The following is a 19,575-nucleotide window of genomic DNA, read 5'->3' on the forward strand; positions in this document are numbered from 1 at the left end:
ACATGCTCGAAGAAAAGCTCAGGGATGCGATCATCGGCGAATTGAAGCGCCAGGCCGCCAATCGGCCGGATCTGCTCCGCGTGCTGGATGCCGGGGAACTGTCGGTCAGCGGCACGATCGACCTCGATGCACTGGTCATGGTGATCGCAGGCTCGGTTGCGGGCGGACCTTGAGCGCGGCCGGTTAGGAACGCATCGGGATACAGATGCTTCTGTTCTTGAGGAAATTGTCATGAGCAGAAAGCCTGTAACGCAGGATTCCGGACGCTCGAGCGACTGGGGTTCCCACGTGCAAACCGACAAGCCGTGGAAGGGAAACCCGGAGAAGGAGCAGCGCTCTGGGGATGCGAAGCGCTCCGGAGACGAGGAGCCGGACCTGGAAAAGTGGCATGAATCGAACACGCATTGATGCGCGGAGCGAGCGAATGTCCGCCTTTCACTTTGCGATCGTGAATGATGAGCGTGTGATCGATGCAACCGGTCAGCCGGTTGCCGACCGCGATGAAGCCATCGCCGTCGCCAAGCGGCTCGCCATCGACCTTGCCGAGACCCGACAGGAGTATCTGGGACGCGGCTACTACATCTCGGTGATCGGTGGCGACGCCCGCGAAATTCACCGCGAAAGCATCGATAGCGCCGCGAAGAGCGGATGAACGATGCCGCCCCGGCGGGCGGCAAGAGAGCAAGGCTTCGAGAACAAGGCTTCGAGAACAAGGCTTCGAGAACAAGGCTTGGAGAGACCGAATGGATATGGGCCTTGAGATCATCTACGGTATCGGAGCGCTCGTGCTGCTGACCGCTTTGATCTTCGGCGTGCTTCAACACCATTTTCGCAGCAGGCGCGCGGTGCAGGTCGGCGAGGAGGTTGTCCGCAAGCGATACAAGCGGAATGAGACCTGACGCAGCGCCGCTGGCGCAAGGAGGAGACGATGGGATTGGCTCAATATGCGGTGATTGCGGCCGGCGAGGAATGGGGCGTCCTGCACGACGGCAACCTCAACGGCGGATACGCCACCAAGGAAGCTGCATTCGAATCGGCGGCGGCCGCCGCGGCACTGGCGATCAGGATGGGGCACGAGGTCCACGTCAGCGTTCCCGGACGCGAGGAGGGGGAAGCGGCCCTCACCAAGCGACCCGCCTGATCCGAATCACAGCAGTATGGCTTGCATTCGGTGATGGCGCGCGCCAGCGCGCTCTACGGATCGAGCTCAGTATCCCAGTAGAGATAATCTAGCCAGCTCTCGTGCAGATAGTTCGGCGGAAACAGCCGGCCGTTGCGATGCAGCTGATGCACGGTCGGGGCGTAGGGCGTCTGCTTCGGAAACATCTTGGCCTGCTGCGGCGTCAGATTGCCTTTGCGCAAATTGCAGGGCGAGCAGGCGGCGACGACGTTCTCCCAGGTGGTCTGGCCACCCTTGCTGCGCGGAATGATGTGATCGAAGGTGAGATCGTCGCCCGACAGGCAATACTGACAGCTGAATCGGTCGCGCAGGAAAACGTTGAACCGGGTGAAGGCGGGGTGGGTGGTCGGCTTGACGAAGGACTTGAGGGATACGACGCTTGGCAGCTGGATTTCGAAGGAAGGACTTCGTACCGCCCGGTCGTAATATTCGACGATGTTGACACGATCGAGGAACACCGCCTTGATCGCGTCCTGCCAGGACCAGAGCGACAGCGGGTAATAACTCAGCGGCCGGAAGTCCGCATTCAAGACCAGCACCGGCCAACCGCCTTGCGAGACATGTGCGTTCAAATAACGCTCCTGACTCCCATTAGCTGCGAAGCAGCATGCACTCACATACTACAGGCAGCGTGACGGGATTGTGAAGAGCAATGAGCGGCTTATCCGCCGCGCCCTGCCATGTTCCTGCCCCGATTGCCTCCCGCCCGCGAGGCCCGTAAAGGGAGCCGCAAGGCCCTGTCGGCCAGTGACGGACCCTGCCGATGACCACGACCTCAAGCTATCTCGAGGCGCCGCGCCGGTTGCGCGCGTTCGTGCGCGCGCACGAGACGAGCCTTGTGGTGCTGGCGGTGCTGATCGGCGCCATTGGCGGCCTCGTGGTGGCGGTCATGAGCGGCCTCGTCACGGTGCTGCATTCGGTGCTGTTCAATCTGCCGCTCGGCGACCGCTTGTCGAGCCAGCCCGGCATCGATCCCGTGCGCGCGCTCGTGGTTCCCACGATCGGCGGCCTGCTGCTTGGATTTGCGTTCCTTCTGTTGCTCCGGGTCCGGCCGGCCCGCGAAATCGACCCGATCGAGGCCAACGCGCTTTATGGCGGGCGGATGTCGTTCCGCGGCAGCGTGATCGTGGCGCTGCAGACGATCTGGTCGAGCGGCGTCGGCGGCTCGGTCGGGCTCGAGGCCGGCTATACCCAGCTCTCCAGCGGCCTCGCCGCCTCGCTCGGACGCGGCTTTCACCTCCGCCGCAACGACCAGCGAATCATGGTCGGCTGCGGCGCGGCGGCGGCGATCGCCGGTGCCTTCAGCGCGCCGCTTGCGGGCGCGTTCTACGCTTTTGAACTTGTGATCGGCGGCTATACGCCGGCCAGCCTGACCCCGGTCGGCGTGGCGGCGGTGACCGGCTACTTCGTCGCCCATGCCTTCGAGCCACTGCCGCTCGGCGTCGGCGTCGGAACCGTCGGCGATGTGCTCGGGCGGGATCTTGCGATTGCCGCGCTGCTCGGCATGGTCGCGGCCCTGACCGGCATTGCGATCATGCGCGGGGTGACACTGTGCGAGGCGCTGCTGACCAAGAGCCGGCTCTGGCCGCCGTTGCGGCCGGCGCTCGGCGGGCTTGCGGTTGGCGCGATGGCGCTGCTGACGCCGCAGGTGATGTCGTCGGGCCATGGCGCGCTGCGCTTCGCGGGCATCGTGGCGATGCCGCTTGCCTTCATCGCCGGTGTGTTCGCGCTGAAGGCGGTTGCCTCGATCGTTTCGCTCGGCTCCGGCTTCCGCGGTGGATTGTTCTTCGCCACGCTGTTCATGGGCGCGCTCGGCGGCCGGCTGTTCGCCGCCGGCGTCGACATCGTGTGGCCGGGGCTGAACCTCGACCCCAACGCCTATGCGGTGATCGGCATGAGTGCGTTGTCGGCCTCGGTGATCGGCGGCCCGCTCACGATGTCGTTCATCGCGCTGGAATCCACCGGCAACCTCTGGCTCACGACGGCGGTGCTGGTCGCGGTCATTATCTCGACCACGATCACGCGCGAGCTGTTCGGCTATTCGTTCGCGACCTGGCGATTGCATCTGCGCGGCGAGACCATCCGCAGCGCCGCCGATATCGGCTGGATCCGCGATCTCACGGTCGGCAAGATGATGCGGCAGGACATGACGACGGTGAACGCCGCGATGCCGATCGAGGCGTTCCGCGAGGAATTCCCGCCGGGCTCGAAGACCCAGGTCGTCGCGGTCGACGGCGAGGGGCATTACGCGGGGCTTGCGCTGGTCGCCGAAGCGCATGCGCCCGATCTCGAGGCCGACAAGGGACTTGCCGCCATTCTGCGCTACGCCGACGTGGTGCTGCATCCCGGCATGAACGTGCAGGAGGCGATCGCGGTGTTCGACGCGGCCGAAGCGGAATCGCTCGCCGTGGTTGAAGGCGACGGCGACCGGCGGCCGATCGGCCTGCTCACCGAAGCGCACGCGATGCGGCGCTACGCGGAAGAATCCGAGCAGCGCCGCCGCGAGGTGATCGGCGAGATTTGAGGGCCGTGTGGTAGGTACAGGTCGATATGATCTGCCCAACCCGTCATCCCCGCGCAAAGGCTTCGCCTTTGCCGCTAGAGTTGCGAGCGCTTGCGAGCCTCGAAGGTTGAACGGCCACTAGCCGGGCCCTCGACCCTTCGAGACGCGCGCAAGAGCGCGCTCCTCAGGGGGACGGTGATGCGGCGGAGCTCAGGTCGGAATCTTTTCCAGCTTCTGCAGGCAGCGTGTCACGCGCACCGCGGCCGGCATCTCGGTGTCCGGAAAGCTGGTCTTCCAGTCGGTGACGCCGACTTCGCCGACATAGATGTCGCCGCGGGAATCCAGCGCGATGCCGTGCGGCGCCAGGAATTTTCCGGTCTCGACGCCGGGGCCTTGCTCGCCGCCGAGGCGCGCGATGCGCTTTCCGGTGTGATCCACGATCGACAGCCGCGGGCCGAGATTGGGTACCTTGCGATTTACCGCCATGCCGGGGCCGAGTTCGCCGATCACGAAGTTCGGCTGCTTGCCGCCGCCGCAGCAGCACAGCGCGCAGGGCCGGTGCAGGTTGTTCCACTGCGTTTCGTATTTGCCGTTGCCGTCGAACACCTGGACGCGGTGGTTCTCGCGGTCGGCGACATAGACCCAGCCATCGGCGTCGGTCGCGATGTTGTGCACGATGTTGAACTGGCCGGGGTCGGTGCCGGGCTCGCCCCAGGTGTTGATCAGCTTGCCATCCGGCGTGTATTTGTGGACGCAGGCATTGCCGTAGCCATCGGAGACATAGATCTCGCCCTTCGGCGACAGCGCGGTATGGGTGCAGCGATGGAACGGCTCGCCGCTCATGAACGGGGCCGGCTTGTTCGGGATGCCGATCGTCAGCAGCACCTTGCCGTCGGTCGAGCATTTGCGCACCGTGTGGTCGCCGTCATCGGTGCAATAGAGATTGTCGTCGGCGTCGATATGCAGGCCGTGGGCGCGCGAGAACACGCCTTCGCCCCAGCTCTTGATGAAATTCCCCTCGCGGTCGAGCACCACCATCGGATGGTCGCCGCGGTTGAAAACGTAGACGCGGTCCTTGCTGTCGACCGCGACGGAGGCGACATCGGTCAGGCTCCAGCCGTCGGGGAGTTTTGCGAAGTTCTCCACCACGCGATAGCGGTGTTCGCCGGTGCCGAGGGTGGTTGGCATAAGATGTCTCCTCTCGGGTGTCGTTCCGGGGCGCGGAACCTCGAGATTCCGGGTTCGATGCTGCGCAGCGCCCCGGAATGGCGGTGGTGGGAGTTATGAAAGATCCGCCCGTGGCCCGACGTCGCGCGGCAACAGGCCTTCCTCGATCGCCTTGATCTGCAATGCGAGATAGCGCGAGTTGATGCGGCATTGCGCGAGGCTGCCGGCGATGAACCAGAGGCCGGGCTGCGGCGTGCGGGTGTACATGTTGCGTAGCTCCTGGCCGTCGCCAAAGCCCCAGATCGGGCCGACGCGCGCGGCCACCGCCTCGCCGAACAGTTTCTTCACCAGCTCTTCCTGCGGCCGGTAGCCGGTCGCGAGCACGATCAGGTCGGCCTCAACCGTCTCGCCGTTCTTCAGCCGCGCACCCTCGCCCATGAAGGTGTCGATGTCGGCGAATTGCTGCAGGGCGACCGCGCCGCTCGCGACGAGATCGGAGCAACCGACGTTGAAGTAATAGCCGCCGCCGCGGGTCAGGTATTTGAACTGCCAGCCGGTGCCGCCATCGCCGAAATCGAGCTTGAAGCCCTTGCGCGCAAGGCCGTCGAGCAGCGGCTTGTCGAGTTGCTTCGACTGCTCGGTCATCAGCACATGGCTGCGTTTGGCGAGCGCGAGCGGCATCGAGGTCGCGATCAAATCGTTGTCCTCGAGCGTACCTTCATTGTAGGCGGCATAGGCCAGCTGCGCCGACGGCTCGATATTGGTGATCAGCGTCGAGGAGCGCTGTACCAGCGTGACCTCGGCGCCGGAGGAATGCAGGTCCTGCGCGATGTCGTGGCCGCTGTTGCCGGTGCCGATCACCAGCGCGCGCTTGCCGGTCCAGTTCTCGCCGTCCTCGTAGCGGCTGGAATGCATCACCGTGCCGGAAAAACTCTCCAAACCGGGGATGTCGGGCAGATTGGGAATGCCGCTGACGCCGGTCGCCATCACCACATGGCGCGGCTTCATCTTGCGTGTCGTGCCGTCGGCGCGGCGCAACTCGACGCTCCAGCGTCGGCTCGCATCGTCATAACTGCCACCGACAAATTCCGTGCCGGTCCAGAAGTTCAGCTCCATGGCGTCGACATAGGCTTCGAACCAGTTGGCGAGCTTGTCCTTCGGGATGTAGGTCGGCCAGTTCGGCGGAAACGGCATGTAGGGCAAATGATTGACCTGCACCTGGTTGTGCAGAGTCAGCGCGTGATAGCGCTTGCGCCAATTGTCGCCGACGCGTGCTTCGCGATCGACGATCAGGGCGTCGATCTTGAGCTGTTGCAGCCGCGCGGCGATCGCAAGTCCCGCCTGTCCGCCGCCGACCACCAGCACATCAGGGTCGCGGTCGGCATATTCAGCGGATGCCTTGCGCAGGTCGAGCCAGTTGGGGCCGCGGAAGTCGCGCGAATAGGCCTGTCCGCGCGGCCTGGTGTGGCCCTGCTGCTCCTCAAAACCCTTTAGCTCCTCGAGCGCCGTCAGCAAGGTCCAAGCCTTCAGGCGATCGTCGTCGGCGGCATCGGGGATCAGCCGCACGATGCCGTGGCCGCGGCCGACCGCCGTCTCGAATTTGAAAATCGCCTCGATCGCATGGGTGCCGGCGCGCGTCACCCGGCGCGGCGCCGCGCGCTCGGCATCGATGCGGAAGTCATGCGGCGCGCTGTGACGCGCATGCGCCGGCAGCTCCTCGATGATCGCGAAGGCCCGATTGACGGTCTGGATGTTCCAGCTCAACGCCAGCACGTCGCGCCAGTAGCTGTCGGGATGGAACAGCGGCTTCAGCAGCACATCGTCCGGGCTGGCCAGCGCATCTTCGAACTGTACAAGCCAATTGTCGGCGGCGACCGAAATATCGTCCGTCTTGTCGAGCATTGAGCGTTTCTCGTCATCGGCCGCCTTGCTGAAATTTCTTGGCGGCGTTCCCTTTCCGCAAAGCCTATACCCATTCGAAGGCATGCAGAAAGGGCGCGACGGGATATCGCCTATTCGGCCAGCGACAGGATCAGGCCTTGATCCGGCGGAACGCGGCCTTGCAGGGTATCGAGATAGGCCTCGCGCACCGCGGCCGGGCCGCGCCGCTCGACCACGTCAAGCCAATTCGGCAGATGCGGCACGAGCTCGGCCCAGGCGGCGCCAAAACGGTGGTCGATGCCGCCCGGTCCCCATTCCTTGGCGCGCTTGCGGATCTGGTCCGGGGCGAAGAACCAGACCGGCTTGGCGCCGGGCAGCGTCGGCTCCTCCGGCTCGCTCGCACGGTGCGTCAGCCCAACCCGGCCGGAATAGACCATCTGCGCGCCGAAGTGCCGGTGCAGGCTTTCGCGCAGCGCGCTGTTGCCGGCCATGTCGACATAGGCGACAGGCTCGGCCGGCGGCATCGCGGTGACCTGGTCATAGGTGACGACCTCGTCGTAGCAGCCGAGCGAGCTGACGAAATCGACATTGCCTCTGGAGGTCAGCCCAATCACCGGGATACCCCGCTTGTGCACGAGATGGGCGAGCCCGAACGCGGTCTTGCTCGAGGCCGACGACAGGATGACGCGGCGTGCGCCGTAGAACGCATTTTCGGCCAGGAAGTCGTCGACCAGGAACGACAGCATGAACAGCGGCAGCATCAGCGCGCGGAAGTCGCCCTGCTGGCCCGCATAGGTCGGATCGCCTGAGACGCGGGCGTAGGCATTGTAGACCGGCGAGACCTCCTGCCGGTGCGCGGCGCCGTCGCGCAGGCCGCGCTTGCTGACGTCGGCCGCCTCGATCACGAGATGGGTCGCCATCGGGAAATAGCCGAACAGCGTTTCGCCGACTGCGATCATGGGATGTTTCGATACCAGCACCTCGCCGAAGCCCCACACCGGGATGATGCCGCAGCCTTCGGGCGCCGGGAACAGATGCCAATATTTCAGCTGCTCGCCGATCACGGCGTAGGTGATGTTGTTGGCGGTGAAGGCGAAGCGGGTCACCTTCACCAGCAGCGCATCGGCGGGCAGCGCCGCGGCATCGGGCAATTGCGTCTCGATCACCTTGCACTGCTGCAGATCGTTGCGGATGACGATGAAGTCGGTCGAGTTCATGGCGATGATCCGGGCTCAGGATGCAGGCGCATCGTTGCGTCCATTGCCGGCCGTTTGCAACAGCAACTAAGTTTCAAACGCCGTTTGCTTCGCCGTCACATCGCTCAGCCGAGCTGTCCTTCGCTGTAGAGGTCGCGCAGCTTGCGCTTGAAGATCTTGCCGGTGGCTTCCCGCGGCAGTGCGTCCATGAAACGGATATCCTTCGGCACCTTGAAATTGGCCAGCTTGCCGCGGAGGAAATCCTGGATCGCGCTGATCGACAGCGTGCTGCCTGCTTCCGGCTCGACGCAGGCGAACAACCGCTCGCCATACTCGTCATCGGGAACGCCGAACACCGCGCAGTCGCGGACGCCTGCCATGCCGATCAGGGCATTCTCAATCTCGGCGGGGTAGATGTTGACGCCGCCCGAGATCACCATGTCGCGCTTGCGGTCGCACAGGAACAGATAGCCGTCCACGTCGAGATAGCCGACATCGCCGACGCTGATCAGGTCGTCGCGGTCAGCCTCGGCGCGCGCCTTGGCGTTGCCGTGGTAATCGAAATCCGAGATCGCCGTCTGGCGCATGAAGATCTCGCCGGGTTCGCCGACGTCGCATGGCGTTCCGTCGGGGCGGAAGATCCTGACGATGCCGCCCTCGATCGCGCGGCCGACGGTGCCGGGCTTGGCCAGCGCTTCGGCTGACGAATGCCAGACCGGGATGCCGGTCTCGGTCGAGCCGAGATATTCGTTGATGACCGGTCCCCACCACTCGATCATCGCGCGCTTGACGTCGACGGGGCAGGGCGCCGCGCCGTGCACGATGAAGCGCAGCGACGACAGGTCGTAGCGGCGCCGCGCCTCCTCGGGCAGGCGCAGCAGCCGCACGAACATCGTCGGCACCATATGCATGTGCGTGACATGGTGGCGCTCGATCAGTTGTAGCAGATCCTCCGGATCGAAGCGCGGCTCGAGCACGATCACGCAGCCGTTGCGGAACGCGAGCATTCCATAGGAGTGCGGCGCAGAATGATACATCGGGCCGTTCATCAGGATCACCTGATCCTCGTTCGGCTTGACGCCATAGGTGATGGCGCCGACGCGCGCCGCCGCCGCCTGCTGCTCGGGCCGCATCGGCTTGCGCTTGACGCCCTTCGGCAGTCCTGTTGTGCCCGAGGTGTAGAACATCGGCGCCGCGCCGATCGGCGCCTCGGTCAGCGGTTGGTGCGTCTCCCGCCAGACGTCCCAGTCGGTCATGCCGTCGGGCACGCGGGTGAGCGCCGGCGCCACGCCGTAGGCCGCGGCGATCTCCGGCGGCGTCGTCACCACCAGCAGCTTGATTGCCGGCGGCAGGCCGTCGCGGATCTGCGGCAGCAGATCGGCGTGGCAGACCAGCGTGTCGGCGCCGCTGTCGGACAGGATGTAGCCGACCTCGTCGGCCTTCAGGTGCCAGTTGATCGGCACGACCGGGCTGCCGAGCGCGGCCGAGGCCGCGACCACCTCGAACAGCGCGAAATCGTTGCGCAGCATCATGCCGACCGGCTTGCCGCCCTGCACGCCAAGCGCCCGGAAGCCGCTGGCCGCCCGCGCGATGCGGGCGTGAATGTCCCCGTAGCTGATCTGTCTGTCGCCGCTGATGATCATGTCGCGCCTCGTCTGCTAGCGATCGTCCAGGATCTCGCCGAAGCTGATCCAGCTCTTGCCGTTGAACCGGCGCAGCCGCAACTGCTGGAACGGCAGATAGTCGTCCGGCCCGGTCGATACCGTCATGCCTGGCAACAATAGCGGCAGCGGAACGTCGCGCAATGACGCCGCCTGGCGCATGATGTTCTCGCGGCTGAAATCGCTCTTGCACGCGTTCAGCACGGCCATCAGCAGCGTCGCATAATGATAGCCCGCCGAGTAGTTCGAGTTGCTCAGATCCGCATTGGGCAGGTACTGCTTCATGAAGGCAAGATAGTCCTTCACAGCGGGATCGTCGGCCCATTGCGCGTCCATCGTGTCCTTCTGGTTGCTGGACGAGATCAGGCCGACCGCGTTCTCGAGCCCGGCGGGCTCCAGGAACGAGATCGACGACGCGGACGTCGGTACGAAGAACAGATCCGGCTTCCAGCCGATCTCGGCGACGCCCTTGATCATCTGCGGCGTGAACTTGCCGAGCACGACACCGAATAGCACATCGGCACCGGACGCCTTCAGTGTCGCAAGCTGCGAGCTGATGGTGGGCGCCGAGGTCTCGTAGCTCGCTTCCGCGACGATCATGCTCGCGGCCCTGCTGCCGAGCGCGCGCTTGAAGCCGGCGACATAATCGCGGCCGAAATCGTCGTTCTGCGCAAGGATCGCGATCTTCGCGTCAGGCTTGGCCTGCAGCACATATTTGGCATAGACCACGCCCTCGGATTCGTAGGATGCCATGCCTGGCATGGTCCACGGATAGGTCTTCGGGTCGGCCCATTTGGTCGCGCCGCTCAACACGAACAATTGCGGGATCTTCTTGCTATTGAGATAGCGATGCACGGCGTTGTTGGTGGCGGTGCCGAGCGAGCCGAACATCATCAGCACATCCTCCTGCTCGACCAGCTTGCGGGTCTGCTCGACGGTCTTCGGCGGCGAATAGGCGTCGTCCAGCGTGATGAATTTCACCTGCCGACCGTTGATGCCGCCCTCCGCGTTGACCTTCGCGAAAAACGCTTCCTGGGCGCGGCCGATGGTGCCGAAGCCGGAGACCGGTCCGCTATAGGGCAGCGTCTGGCCGATCCGGATCGCTTCGTTGACGTTGCCGTTGTCGGCGGCGGCTGTGCTGGCGATCGCGCAGACCGTAAGCACGGCTGCCAGCGCGTGTTGCGCTCGTTTCATGGTTCACTCCCGGACTTTGTGAAACAGCGTCAAGCGCTGGCGCGCAGGAAGTCGCTGCGCGCCGCGGCGAACTCGGACTTGAGCCGCGCCACCAGTTCGGCGACCGGCGGGGCATCGGAGATCTGGCCGATGCCCTGGCCCGAACCCCAGATGTCGCGCCAGGCTTTGGCCTTCATGTTGCCGCCGGAACCAAAATTCATCTTGGTCTTGTCAGCGACCGGCAGATCGCCCGGATCGAGGCCTGCCGCCGCGATCGACGGTCCGAGATAGTTGCCGTGCACGCCGGTGAACAGGTTCGAATAGACGATGTCGTGCGCGGCGTATTCGGTCAGCGCCTGCTTGTACCTGACATTGGCGTTGGCTTCCTCGGTCGCGATGAAGCGGGTGCCGATATAGGCGAGGTCGGCGCCGAGCGCGAGCGCGGATGCGATGCTCCAGCCGTCGGAGATTGCGCCCGACAGCAGGATCGTGCCCTTGAACCATTGCTTGACCTCGCGCACCAGCGCGAAGGGCGACAGCGTGCCGGCATGACCGCCGGCGCCGGCGCAGACCAGGATCAGGCCGTCGACGCCCTGCTCGGCGGCCTTGCGCGCGTGCTTCACGTTGATGACGTCGTGGAACACCACACCGCCATAGGAGTGCGCGGCCTCGACGATCTCGGACGGCGGGCGCAGCGAGGTGATGATCACGGGCACCTTGTGCTTCACGCAAGTTTCCATGTCGCGCATCAGCCGGTCGTTGGACGCGTGGCAGATCTGGTTGACGGCGTAGGGCGCGACCTTCTTCTCCGGATGCAGCGCCTGGTACTCGCCGAGTTCGTTCTCGATCTGGGTCAGCCATTCGTCGAGCTTCTCGACCGGGCGGGCGTTCAGCGCCGGGAACGAGCCGACGATGCCGGCCTTGCACTGTGCGATCACGAGCTCCGGCCCCGAGACGATGAACAGCGGGGAGCCGACGACCGGCAGTTCAAGCTTGTTGGCGAGCGAAGCGGGCAGCGACATTTTCGGATCCTCCATGCGCGTCGCCCGGCCGGCAGCCGGGGCGGATCGCGATTTATTGTGATGGTTGGAGCGGTGGCGCTCTTGGCGCGGCAATATAAGGCTGGACGGCTCGGTCATGACGTTCAATATTGAACATCCGATCAACCAGAAATGAACAGTGTCGCAGCAAGGGGAGCGGCGTGGACTGGGAGCTTTGCAAGACATTCGTTGCGGTGGCGGAGACACGCAGCCTTGCCGGGGCGGCGCGGCGGCTGCGCATCAGTCACCCCACTGTCGGTCGCAACGTCGCGGCGCTCGAGCAGCAACTCGGGACCCGCCTGTTCGCGCGTTCCAATGACGGCCTGTCGCTGACGTCGCATGGCCGCAAATTCCGCGAGCACGCCGAAGCGATGGCCGCGGCGGCCCTCCGCGCGGAGGCGGCCGCGTCCGCCACCGGCGGGCAGGCGCGCGGCGTCGTGAAGCTGTCGATCGGCGCGACGCTGGCCGCGCACTGGCTGATGCCGCGCCTCGGCCGGTTCCTGCGCGATCACGCCAACATCCAGCTCGAGATCATCACCCATCCGTTCCCGGCCAGCGTGCGCCGCCGCGAAGCCGACGTGGTGCTACGGCCGGTCGATGCGGGTGAGGAGAACCTGATCGGGCGCAAGATCGGGCGGCTCGGCACCGGCTTCTACGCTTCCCGCGACTATGCGGCAGGGCGCAAGCTGCCGGAGCGGCGCGACGAGTGGCGGGGCCACCATGTGATCGGCTTTGCCGACCAGGCCTCCAACGCGCATCTGGCGCGCTGGAGCGACGTCATCACCCGGCAGGGCACGCTGGTGATGCGCTGTTCCTCGCAGGGCGACATGCTGGCGGCCGCGCGGGCCGGGCTCGGGATCACCGCGCTGTCCTGCCTGGTCGGGGCAGACTATCCCGATCTGGTCCGGGTTGCGCCGCAGAAGCTCTCGAGCCTCTCCGATCTCTGGCTGCTCGCCCATCCCGATCTGGTCGAACTGCCCGCGGTGCGCGCCGTCATCGGCTTCGTCACCGACTGCGCGCGCCAGGACCGCGTCAGGCTGCGCGGCTAGAGCGCGTCGTCAGGCGCGCGCCCGCAACAGCGTCACCGCGAGTAGAAGGAAGGCCGCGCAGGTCCACAGCGACTGCCAGTTCTCCGTCCCTTCGTTGAATCCTGTGTAGATCGCCGTTGCAACGAAAATGCCGGAAAAGATCGACTCCGCCAGTGGGCGGATTCCCTTCGTCGGAGGATTGAGCAGCGTCACGGCCGCAAAGGGCACCGCCGCCATGGTGAGAGGCGCAAAGGGGAAGTCAATGAAGCGCGGGTCGAACACGAGACCGATTGCGGTCGCCGTGCCGATCACGACGGTGATCATCAGGGCCAGTCCGTGCAAGGTCACCAGCACCGATTCAGTGTGGTGGCCCTTCGGACCCAACACTTCGAAAAAGCTGGGCGGTGCGCGGCCCGACATCAGGGCGTTGGCACCCAACACCGGCGAAGCCGTGGCCGCCACCAGAAGCGAGCCCCAGACAAGCCAGCCTCCCGTTCCGTAGCTTTCATAGACCAATCTTTGCTCGGCGACGCCAAACAGGATTCCAGCCGTGGTCGCCGATAGCGCGACCGCAAGCCATGACGCGAAAGCGGGCTTTCTCGGCTTGCGGCGCAAGGTCAGCCATGCCGCGCCGAAGACCAGGACCGCCAGCGCCATTCCGCTGCACATTTGCAGCTTCCAGAGCGGAAAATTGCTGACCGGCTGGCCCGGCGGATATTTCGGCATGCGCTGCTCGGAATCGAACAGGCCCCAGGAGCCGCCGACCGTGCCCTCGATCTCCCGCTTCCATCCTTCATCATAGGCCTCGAACAGGTTGACGCGGAAATGCTCGCGCCGGGCAAGATCGAGGACCTCCGAAACCACTCGCGCCTGATTGATGCGGGATGGCAGCGCGGACTCGCGCATGCGCCCCTCGCTGGGCCAACCGATCTCTCCGATAAAGATTTCCTTGCCTGGAAAAGCCGCCGCGATCTGCCGGCGCATCTCGTCGGCGTGAGCGGCGGCATCTTCCGCCCGGATCGGAACATTTTCCCAATAGGGCAGGATATGAACCGTGACGAAGTCGACCGCGTCGGAAAGCTCGCGATTGCTCAGCCAGAATTCCCAGACGTCGGCATAGGTGACGGGTACGGAGACCTGCGCCTTGATCGAGCGGATCATGGCGGCGAGGTCGGATGCCGCCATCTCCTTGCGCAGCAGAACCTCGTTGCCGACCACGAGCGCAATGATCGTGTCCGGATAGTCTTTGGCGAGGCGGATCGCGGTTTCCACCTGCGTTGCATTCTTCTTTCGGTCCCTGTCGAGGAAAATCCCCTGAATGACTTTCAGCCCCGCCTTGGCCGCAAGTCCGGGAATTTGATCAAGGCCGAGGTCGGTCGCATAGGTGCGGATGCAGTGGGATATCTTGGCGAGTTGCGCGAGATCTTCCGCGATCTGTTCCGGTGAAACCTGCGTCGCCGGCGACAGCGATGTCTGATTGTTGCGGAACGGCGCGTATGAGATGCACTGCACCTTGTCGTTCGGATCGATCGGTGCGCGCGGCAGGCTGACCGGGATGCCGAGCCACCACCACACCGCGGCGATCGCGCCCAGGGATAACGAGAGAAGCGTCAGCGGGATACGGAGAGAAATCAGGTCCGTCTCCTTGCAATAAGGACGTGCTGCGCGTGCAAAATGGGCGAGGCCGGCAAATTGAAAAGACTATATGTCTGCTAATTCTATATCACGCGATTACGCAGTTGGTGTGTTTTTCTCGACGACTACTTTGCACCGGCGATCACGCCCTCGCGATTTCTGAGCACGCGATAATACGCCCACCACAGATGCGCTGCGGCGCCGCGCAGCGGACGCCATGGCTCCGCAAGCGGCGCCATCTGCTTCGGCGTCGGCCGCTCCTTCAAGCCGAGCCCGACCTTGACCGCTTCCTGCACGGCGAGGTCGCCCGCGGGCCAGGCATCGCCATGGCCGAGGCAGAACAGCAGATAGACATCGGCGGTCCACGGGCCGATCCCGGGCAGCGCGGTCAGCGTATTGTGCGCCGCATCGGCCTCCTCATTGGCAAGGACGTCGAGGTTCAGCCGCTCCTCGGCGAGCTCGCGCGCGATGTGCTTCAGCGTCTTGATCTTGGCCGCCGACAGCCCGAGCCGGCCGAGCCGGTCGGCCCGCGCCTTGCGGATCGCGTCATGGTGGAACGGGTCGAATGCCGTGCTGACGCGCCCCCAGATCGCCGCCGCACTCGCGGTCGAGAGCTGCTGGCCGCAGATGATCGCGGCAAGCCCGGCAAATCCGGGCTCGCGCTGCCGGATCGCCGGCATGCCGGTCAGCTCCAGGATCGGGCGCAGGCGGCGGTCCTGGTCGACCAGCTTGTGGATCGCGTCGTCGAGGTCGGCCTGGGTTTCGAGATGGATCAGCATTTGCGGGGTCTGCATCGGCTTGTCAGGCGCGGGCTTGACCCGCGCATCGATCTCCTATCGTAACAGAGTCTTGTCCGGGCGCATGAACCAGAGTCGCCGGGGCAAGCCCGGCAATGACGCGTGACCGATCACCATGCCACCCGTTTTCCGCTTCGCGCCGAGTCCGAACGGCTACCTGCATCTCGGCCACGCCTATTCGGCGCTGCTCAACCACGACCTCGCGCGGCAGTCGGGTGGACGCTTGCTGCTGCGGATCGAGGACATCGACGCGACGCGCTGCCGGCCGGAATTCGAGCGGGCGATTTATGAGGATCTGGCTTGGCTCGGCATCGCCTGGGAGACCCCGGTGCGGCGGCAGTCCGAGCATTTTGCCGCCTATCGCGCGGCGATCGACCGCCTGTCGGCCCAGCGGCTGGTCTACCCGAGCTTCGAAAGCCGGGCCGAGATCGCGCGCCTGGTCGCGGAGCGCGAGGCCGGCGGGGCGTGGCCGCGCGATCCGGACGGCGCGCCGCTTTATCCGGGGCTGGCCAAATCGCTGTCGGCCGCGGCGCGCGACCGGCTGATCGGGCAGGGCGTGCCGTTCGCGTTGCGGCTCGACATGGCGTCAGCCCGCGCGCATGCCGGCGAGTTGCGCTGGCAGGAAGCGGGCGAGGGGCCGGCTGGCGAGAGCGGAGACGTCGTGGCCCGGCCAGAGGCCTGGGGCGACGTGATCCTGGCGCGCAAGGAGACCCCAACCAGCTACCATCTCTCGGTCGTGATCGATGACGCGCTGCAGGGCGTTACCGATGTCGTCAGGGGCCTTGACCTGTTCTGGTCGACCAGCGTGCATCGGCTGTTGCAGGAACTGCTTGGTCTGCCCGTGCCAAACTATCGGCACCACCGGCTGATCCGAGACGTGACCGGCCAAAAGCTGTCGAAATCGACCCAGGCGACCGGACTGCGCGAATTGCGGGCGGCTGGGGCGAGCCCGGCCGATATTCGCCGCCTGGTGGGTTTGCAGTAGATTTTGGCCATTTGATCGCATCATGGCGTTTTGCGCGGGCGCGCAGTAAACGTCGCCGTGACTCCGGCCCGCCTGGCATGCCATGTTGTTGACCGGGGCGGGGATCACGGAGACCATGGCGTCAAAATCGCGCGCACGGCGCAGCAAGCGGCCATCCAAAGGGACGCCGCCGAAGACACGCGCCGCCAAAACGCGTGCTGCCAAGACACGGACTGCCAAGACACGGACTGCCAAGACACGAACGGCCAAGGCCCGCGCCGCCAAGGTGGCGGCCAGGCCGCGCCGCAAGCGGGCCGTGCCAAAGCCGGCCCCGAAGGCAGGTCCCGGCATGGTCGATACCGCACTTGCCGCCTTTGCCCATGAGGTGCGGACGCCGCTCACCGGAATCCTCGCGATCAGCAATCTGCTCGCGACATCCGATCTCGGCGAGCGCGAGCGGCGCTGGGTCGATACCATCAAGGCCGGCGCCGAGCATCTGGCGAGTCTTGCGACCCTGTTCGTCGACGCCGCCCGGAGTGAGGGGCCGGGGCTCGAGATCCGGCAGGATTTCTTCGACCTGCGCACGCTGGCGCGCCACGCCGCGGATTCGCTGGCCGGCCGCGCGGCGGCCAAGGGGCTGCAGGCTTCCGTCGAGGTTTCCGACCAGCTGCCTGCCTTTGCGGTCGGCGATCCCGTCCGCCTGCGCGCGGCGCTGGAAAATCTGATCGACAACGCGGTGAAGTTCACCGAGCAGGGCAGCATCGAGCTGCGTATCGCGCCGGTGGGCGCGGTCAAGGCAAGGTCGGGCGACAAGATCGGCGTCGCGTTCGCGATCTCCGACAGCGGCATCGGCCTGACGCTATCGGAGGTCAAGCGCCTGTTCCGGCCGTTCTCGCAGGCCAACGTCTCGATCGCCGCGCGGTTCGGCGGCGCCGGGCTCGGCCTGTCGTCCGTCAGGCAGCTCGCGCGCGCCATGGGCGGCGACATCGTCGCCGACCGGCGTGCCGGCGGGGGCACCACCTTCACGCTCAAGGTGGAACTGGCGCCCGCCGAGGGGCCGGCGGGCTCCGCCTCCGGCGAGAGCGCGGTGGGGCTGCTGTCGCAAGGGCTGCGGCTGCTCAGTGTCGAGGACAATCCGTTCGGCCGCGTCGTGCTCAACACGATCCTGACCGAACTCGGTCACCACGCCGAATTCGTCGGTCAGGGCGAGGCCGCGCCCGACCGGCTCGTGCAGGGCGCCTTTGATGCTGTGCTGATGGACATGGTGCTGCCCGGCATCGGCGGCATCGAGGCGATCAAGCGCATCCGAGCGCTGCCGCCGCCGCACGGCCGCATCATGATTGTCGGGATTTCCGGCCGGGCCGAGGACGAAGCCGCGGCGCGCGCTGCCGGCGCAGACGGCTTCCTGGTCAAGCCTGTGTCCCCGCGGGCGCTCGCGACTGCGCTGCATGAAGCGACACGCCGTGCGGCAGCCGCGACTTGATGATCGCCGCGTTCAGCTCGCCGCCGAACACGAAGATCGCGGCGATGAAATACAGGAACACCAGTGCGATCACCACCGAGGCCAGCCCCGCATACATCGTGACGTAGTTGTTGGCGAAGCGTGCCAGGTACATGCCGAAGCCGATGCCCGAGAGCAGCGAGGCCACCATGGTGAAGATGATGCCGGGCAGGATTTGCGTGAAGCTGCGACGGCCCGCCGGCAGCCAGGCGTGCAGGATGAAAAGCGCGACGACCAGCGCCAGGATCGTGACCCCGTAACGGGCGGTGTTGAGCAGGCTCTCGTTCGACTCGACGAAGAACGGGATATAGCGCCGCGCCGCCTCGATGATCAGCGGTCCGAGCACGATCAGGAAAGCCATCGCGAGCGAGGTGAACGCCGCGACCAGCGTGTAGCCGATCGACTCCAGCCGCAGCCAGTACCAGCGCCGCGGCTCGATCACGGCGTAGGCGCGGTTCAGCGCCACCCGCAGCGCCTCGACGCCGTTGGAGGCGAAGTAGACCGCGAGCACCGCGCCGATGGTCAGGATGTCGCCGCGGGTGTTGGTCAGCACGTCGTGGATCTGGCCGGACAGCGCCTCGGCGACCTGCTGCGGCCAGACCTGCAGCATCAGCCCGACCGCCTGGTCGGCGAGCTGCTTGGAGCCGAAGAAGCCGGCCACCGAGGTCAGCACGATCAGGAACGGAAACAGCGCCATCAGCGTCGACAGCGCGATGTGGCTCGCGATCGCCCAGCCATCGTCGGCGAGGAACGTGTAAAAGGCATCCATCACGACGTGGGTGACGTAACGAAGCTGCTTCACATTCCACCCGGCATTGTCGAAAACCGCTCGGCCCGAGAACGGACCCAGCATCTGATATTACGCGCTGAAAAGCCAGTTGGTTGCATGGCCGGGCTGTGTGGAAGTCCGCGTCCTGCGGTGTTATGTACCGCAAATGACATCTCTCCTCAGCACGATCATTCTTCCCATCGCCGTCGGCGCCGTCGCGCTGGTGCTCCTGCTCGGCCTCATCAACATGATGAAGGGCGGCTCGCCGGACACGTCGCAGAAGCTGATGCGGCTGCGCGTGCTGCTGCAGTTCGTCGCCATCGTCATCGCGATGCTCGCGGTCTGGGCGATGGGGCGCTAGGTGAGCTAGATTTGTCGGGCTATTCTCCACCTCTCCCGATCGGAGTGGTGGACTCGAACATCGAACACCGGAGCCTGCCATGGTCGTTCTCAATCGGATCTACACGCGCACCGGCGATGACGGCACCACCGCGCTCGGCTCCGGCGAGCGGCGGCCGAAATACGATCTGCGCATTGCCGCCTATGGCACGATCGACGAGACCAATGCCGCGATCGGCGTGGTGCGGCTGCATCTTGCCGGCAGCCCCGAGGTCGATGCGATGCTCGGCCGGATCCAGAACGATCTGTTCGATCTCGGCGCCGACCTCGCGGTGCCCGAGCGAGAGGGCAAGGCCGAACGTCTGCGGATGCTGGCAAGCCAGGTCGAGCGGCTTGAGCGCGATATCGACAGCCTGAACGACCAACTCGCGCCGCTGACCTCGTTCGTGCTGCCCGGCGGCACGCCTGCCTCTGCCTATCTGCATCTCGCCCGGACGATATGTCGCCGCGCGGAACGGATGATGGTGGAACTCGCCGCCCAACCCGATGAGCCGGTCAATCAGGCTGGCATCCAGTATATGAACCGCCTGTCGGATTTCCTGTTCGTTGCCAGCCGCTTCCAGAACAATAAGGGAGCGGGAGACGTGTTGTGGGTGCCGGGCCAGAACCGCTAAACTGGTTCAAAACCGGGGGACGGTTTTTTGGCTTTGGCGCGTTGACCGGGAGAAACGGGACCTTTAG

21 protein-coding genes are annotated in these 19,575 nt (G+C 65.5%); 11 read left to right on the forward strand and 10 right to left on the reverse strand.

The annotated features are described in order from the left end of the window. The first annotated feature begins 2 nt into the window (after positions 1-2). The 5 genes from ACVWY5_RS01725 to ACVWY5_RS01745 all read left to right on the forward strand — a co-directional run bounded on the left by ACVWY5_RS01725 (position 3) and on the right by ACVWY5_RS01745 (position 1,141). Complete coding sequence (locus tag ACVWY5_RS01725; RefSeq protein ID WP_092080478.1) at positions 3-173, forward strand: hypothetical protein; 171 nt, start codon at positions 3-5, stop codon at positions 171-173. A gap of 58 nt (positions 174-231) precedes the next feature. Next, positions 232-408 (forward strand): hypothetical protein, encoded by a 177-nt coding sequence (locus ACVWY5_RS01730; RefSeq protein WP_167350422.1) that lies wholly within the window; start codon positions 232-234, stop codon positions 406-408. 16 nt (positions 409-424) lie between these two features. Beyond that, on the forward strand, positions 425-652 hold the full coding sequence (locus tag ACVWY5_RS01735; RefSeq protein ID WP_038377383.1) for a DUF6894 family protein: 228 nt from the start codon (positions 425-427) through the stop codon (positions 650-652). 91 nt (positions 653-743) lie between these two features. Then, complete coding sequence (locus ACVWY5_RS01740; RefSeq protein WP_321176743.1) at positions 744-899, forward strand: hypothetical protein; 156 nt, start codon at positions 744-746, stop codon at positions 897-899. A 29-nt stretch (positions 900-928) separates the two neighbouring features. Next, positions 929-1,141, forward strand: a complete 213-nt coding sequence (locus ACVWY5_RS01745; RefSeq protein WP_028333636.1) for a hypothetical protein — start codon at positions 929-931, stop codon at positions 1,139-1,141. Between the two features lie 53 nt (positions 1,142-1,194). Here ACVWY5_RS01745 and ACVWY5_RS01750 read toward each other — a convergent pair whose 3' ends face one another. After that, on the reverse strand, positions 1,195-1,752 hold the full coding sequence (locus tag ACVWY5_RS01750) for an HNH endonuclease (RefSeq protein ID WP_016845270.1): 558 nt from the start codon (positions 1,750-1,752) through the stop codon (positions 1,195-1,197). 191 nt (positions 1,753-1,943) lie between these two features. Between ACVWY5_RS01750 and ACVWY5_RS01755 the strand changes: the two genes are divergently transcribed. Beyond that, positions 1,944-3,704: a chloride channel protein gene (locus ACVWY5_RS01755; protein WP_028333635.1), complete on the forward strand. Its 1,761-nt coding sequence runs from the start codon at positions 1,944-1,946 to the stop codon at positions 3,702-3,704. A gap of 189 nt (positions 3,705-3,893) precedes the next feature. Here ACVWY5_RS01755 and ACVWY5_RS01760 read toward each other — a convergent pair whose 3' ends face one another. The 6 genes from ACVWY5_RS01760 to ACVWY5_RS01785 all read right to left on the reverse strand — a co-directional run bounded on the left by ACVWY5_RS01760 (position 3,894) and on the right by ACVWY5_RS01785 (position 11,783). Continuing rightward, the gene (locus ACVWY5_RS01760) at positions 3,894-4,871 is read right to left on the reverse strand and encodes a peptidyl-alpha-hydroxyglycine alpha-amidating lyase family protein (protein WP_028333634.1); all 978 of its coding nucleotides are present in this window, start codon (positions 4,869-4,871) and stop codon (positions 3,894-3,896) included. Between the two features lie 93 nt (positions 4,872-4,964). After that, on the reverse strand, positions 4,965-6,752 hold the full coding sequence (locus ACVWY5_RS01765; RefSeq protein ID WP_028333633.1) for a flavin-containing monooxygenase: 1,788 nt from the start codon (positions 6,750-6,752) through the stop codon (positions 4,965-4,967). A 110-nt stretch (positions 6,753-6,862) separates the two neighbouring features. Further along, on the reverse strand, positions 6,863-7,948 hold the full coding sequence (locus ACVWY5_RS01770; RefSeq protein WP_028333632.1) for a DUF2855 family protein: 1,086 nt from the start codon (positions 7,946-7,948) through the stop codon (positions 6,863-6,865). Positions 7,949-8,052: 104 nt separating this feature from the next. After that, complete coding sequence (locus ACVWY5_RS01775) at positions 8,053-9,570, reverse strand: acyl-CoA synthetase (protein ID WP_028333631.1); 1,518 nt, start codon at positions 9,568-9,570, stop codon at positions 8,053-8,055. 15 nt (positions 9,571-9,585) lie between these two features. Beyond that, complete coding sequence (locus ACVWY5_RS01780; RefSeq protein ID WP_028333630.1) at positions 9,586-10,782, reverse strand: ABC transporter substrate-binding protein; 1,197 nt, start codon at positions 10,780-10,782, stop codon at positions 9,586-9,588. A gap of 29 nt (positions 10,783-10,811) precedes the next feature. Continuing rightward, positions 10,812-11,783, reverse strand: a complete 972-nt coding sequence (locus tag ACVWY5_RS01785; protein ID WP_028333629.1) for an NAD(P)H-dependent flavin oxidoreductase — start codon at positions 11,781-11,783, stop codon at positions 10,812-10,814. 179 nt (positions 11,784-11,962) lie between these two features. Here ACVWY5_RS01785 and ACVWY5_RS01790 point away from each other — a divergent pair, with 179 nt between their 5' ends. Further along, a complete protein-coding gene (locus tag ACVWY5_RS01790) occupies positions 11,963-12,850 on the forward strand; it encodes a LysR family transcriptional regulator (protein WP_028333628.1) in 888 nt (295 codons plus the stop codon). Between the two features lie 9 nt (positions 12,851-12,859). Here ACVWY5_RS01790 and ACVWY5_RS01795 read toward each other — a convergent pair whose 3' ends face one another. Next, the gene (locus ACVWY5_RS01795) at positions 12,860-14,422 is read right to left on the reverse strand and encodes a glycosyl hydrolase family 17 protein (protein WP_038377382.1); all 1,563 of its coding nucleotides are present in this window, start codon (positions 14,420-14,422) and stop codon (positions 12,860-12,862) included. A 167-nt stretch (positions 14,423-14,589) separates the two neighbouring features. Further along, positions 14,590-15,243, reverse strand: a complete 654-nt coding sequence (locus tag ACVWY5_RS01800; protein WP_028333626.1) for a DNA-3-methyladenine glycosylase family protein — start codon at positions 15,241-15,243, stop codon at positions 14,590-14,592. Positions 15,244-15,376: 133 nt separating this feature from the next. Between ACVWY5_RS01800 and gluQRS the strand changes: the two genes are divergently transcribed. Next, a complete protein-coding gene (gluQRS, locus tag ACVWY5_RS01805; RefSeq protein WP_028333625.1) occupies positions 15,377-16,246 on the forward strand; it encodes a tRNA glutamyl-Q(34) synthetase GluQRS in 870 nt (289 codons plus the stop codon). A 115-nt stretch (positions 16,247-16,361) separates the two neighbouring features. After that, positions 16,362-17,708: an ATP-binding protein gene (locus tag ACVWY5_RS01810; RefSeq protein ID WP_028333624.1), complete on the forward strand. Its 1,347-nt coding sequence runs from the start codon at positions 16,362-16,364 to the stop codon at positions 17,706-17,708. Here the strand turns inward: ACVWY5_RS01810 and ACVWY5_RS01815 are convergent. Further along, the gene (locus tag ACVWY5_RS01815) at positions 17,635-18,495 is read right to left on the reverse strand and encodes a YihY/virulence factor BrkB family protein (RefSeq protein ID WP_370143883.1); all 861 of its coding nucleotides are present in this window, start codon (positions 18,493-18,495) and stop codon (positions 17,635-17,637) included. The genes ACVWY5_RS01810 and ACVWY5_RS01815 overlap by 74 nt on opposite strands. A gap of 166 nt (positions 18,496-18,661) precedes the next feature. On the opposite strand from ACVWY5_RS01815, the gene ACVWY5_RS01820 reads away from it, so the two are divergent. Then, on the forward strand, positions 18,662-18,856 hold the full coding sequence (locus ACVWY5_RS01820) for a twin transmembrane helix small protein (protein ID WP_028333623.1): 195 nt from the start codon (positions 18,662-18,664) through the stop codon (positions 18,854-18,856). 79 nt (positions 18,857-18,935) lie between these two features. Continuing rightward, positions 18,936-19,508, forward strand: coding sequence for a cob(I)yrinic acid a,c-diamide adenosyltransferase (locus ACVWY5_RS01825; RefSeq protein WP_028333622.1), 573 nt, complete (start codon positions 18,936-18,938; stop codon positions 19,506-19,508). The last annotated feature ends 67 nt before the right edge of the window (positions 19,509-19,575 follow it).

The sequence above is a fragment of the Bradyrhizobium sp. USDA 3256 genome (assembly GCF_054058275.1).

Excerpts from the sequence above, each read along its gene's own strand:
- ACVWY5_RS01725 (WP_092080478.1), top strand. The coding sequence starts at position 3 with ATGCTCGAAGAAAAGCTCAGGGATGCGATCATCGGCGAATTGAAGCGC.
- ACVWY5_RS01730 (WP_167350422.1), top strand. The coding sequence starts at position 232 with ATGAGCAGAAAGCCTGTAACGCAGGATTCCGGACGCTCGAGCGACTGG.
- ACVWY5_RS01735 (WP_038377383.1), top strand. The coding sequence starts at position 425 with ATGTCCGCCTTTCACTTTGCGATCGTGAATGATGAGCGTGTGATCGAT.
- ACVWY5_RS01740 (WP_321176743.1), top strand. The coding sequence starts at position 744 with ATGGATATGGGCCTTGAGATCATCTACGGTATCGGAGCGCTCGTGCTG.
- ACVWY5_RS01745 (WP_028333636.1), top strand. The coding sequence starts at position 929 with ATGGGATTGGCTCAATATGCGGTGATTGCGGCCGGCGAGGAATGGGGC.
- ACVWY5_RS01755 (WP_028333635.1), top strand. The coding sequence starts at position 1,944 with ATGACCACGACCTCAAGCTATCTCGAGGCGCCGCGCCGGTTGCGCGCG.
- ACVWY5_RS01760 (WP_028333634.1), bottom strand. The coding sequence starts at position 4,871 with ATGCCAACCACCCTCGGCACCGGCGAACACCGCTATCGCGTGGTGGAG.
- ACVWY5_RS01765 (WP_028333633.1), bottom strand. The coding sequence starts at position 6,752 with ATGCTCGACAAGACGGACGATATTTCGGTCGCCGCCGACAATTGGCTT.
- ACVWY5_RS01770 (WP_028333632.1), bottom strand. The coding sequence starts at position 7,948 with ATGAACTCGACCGACTTCATCGTCATCCGCAACGATCTGCAGCAGTGC.
- ACVWY5_RS01775 (WP_028333631.1), bottom strand. The coding sequence starts at position 9,570 with ATGATCATCAGCGGCGACAGACAGATCAGCTACGGGGACATTCACGCC.
- ACVWY5_RS01780 (WP_028333630.1), bottom strand. The coding sequence starts at position 10,782 with ATGAAACGAGCGCAACACGCGCTGGCAGCCGTGCTTACGGTCTGCGCG.
- ACVWY5_RS01785 (WP_028333629.1), bottom strand. The coding sequence starts at position 11,783 with ATGTCGCTGCCCGCTTCGCTCGCCAACAAGCTTGAACTGCCGGTCGTC.
- ACVWY5_RS01800 (WP_028333626.1), bottom strand. The coding sequence starts at position 15,243 with ATGCTGATCCATCTCGAAACCCAGGCCGACCTCGACGACGCGATCCAC.
- gluQRS (WP_028333625.1), top strand. The coding sequence starts at position 15,377 with ATGCCACCCGTTTTCCGCTTCGCGCCGAGTCCGAACGGCTACCTGCAT.
- ACVWY5_RS01810 (WP_028333624.1), top strand. The coding sequence starts at position 16,362 with ATGGCGTCAAAATCGCGCGCACGGCGCAGCAAGCGGCCATCCAAAGGG.
- ACVWY5_RS01815 (WP_370143883.1), bottom strand. The coding sequence starts at position 18,495 with ATGGATGCCTTTTACACGTTCCTCGCCGACGATGGCTGGGCGATCGCG.
- ACVWY5_RS01820 (WP_028333623.1), top strand. The coding sequence starts at position 18,662 with ATGACATCTCTCCTCAGCACGATCATTCTTCCCATCGCCGTCGGCGCC.
- ACVWY5_RS01825 (WP_028333622.1), top strand. The coding sequence starts at position 18,936 with ATGGTCGTTCTCAATCGGATCTACACGCGCACCGGCGATGACGGCACC.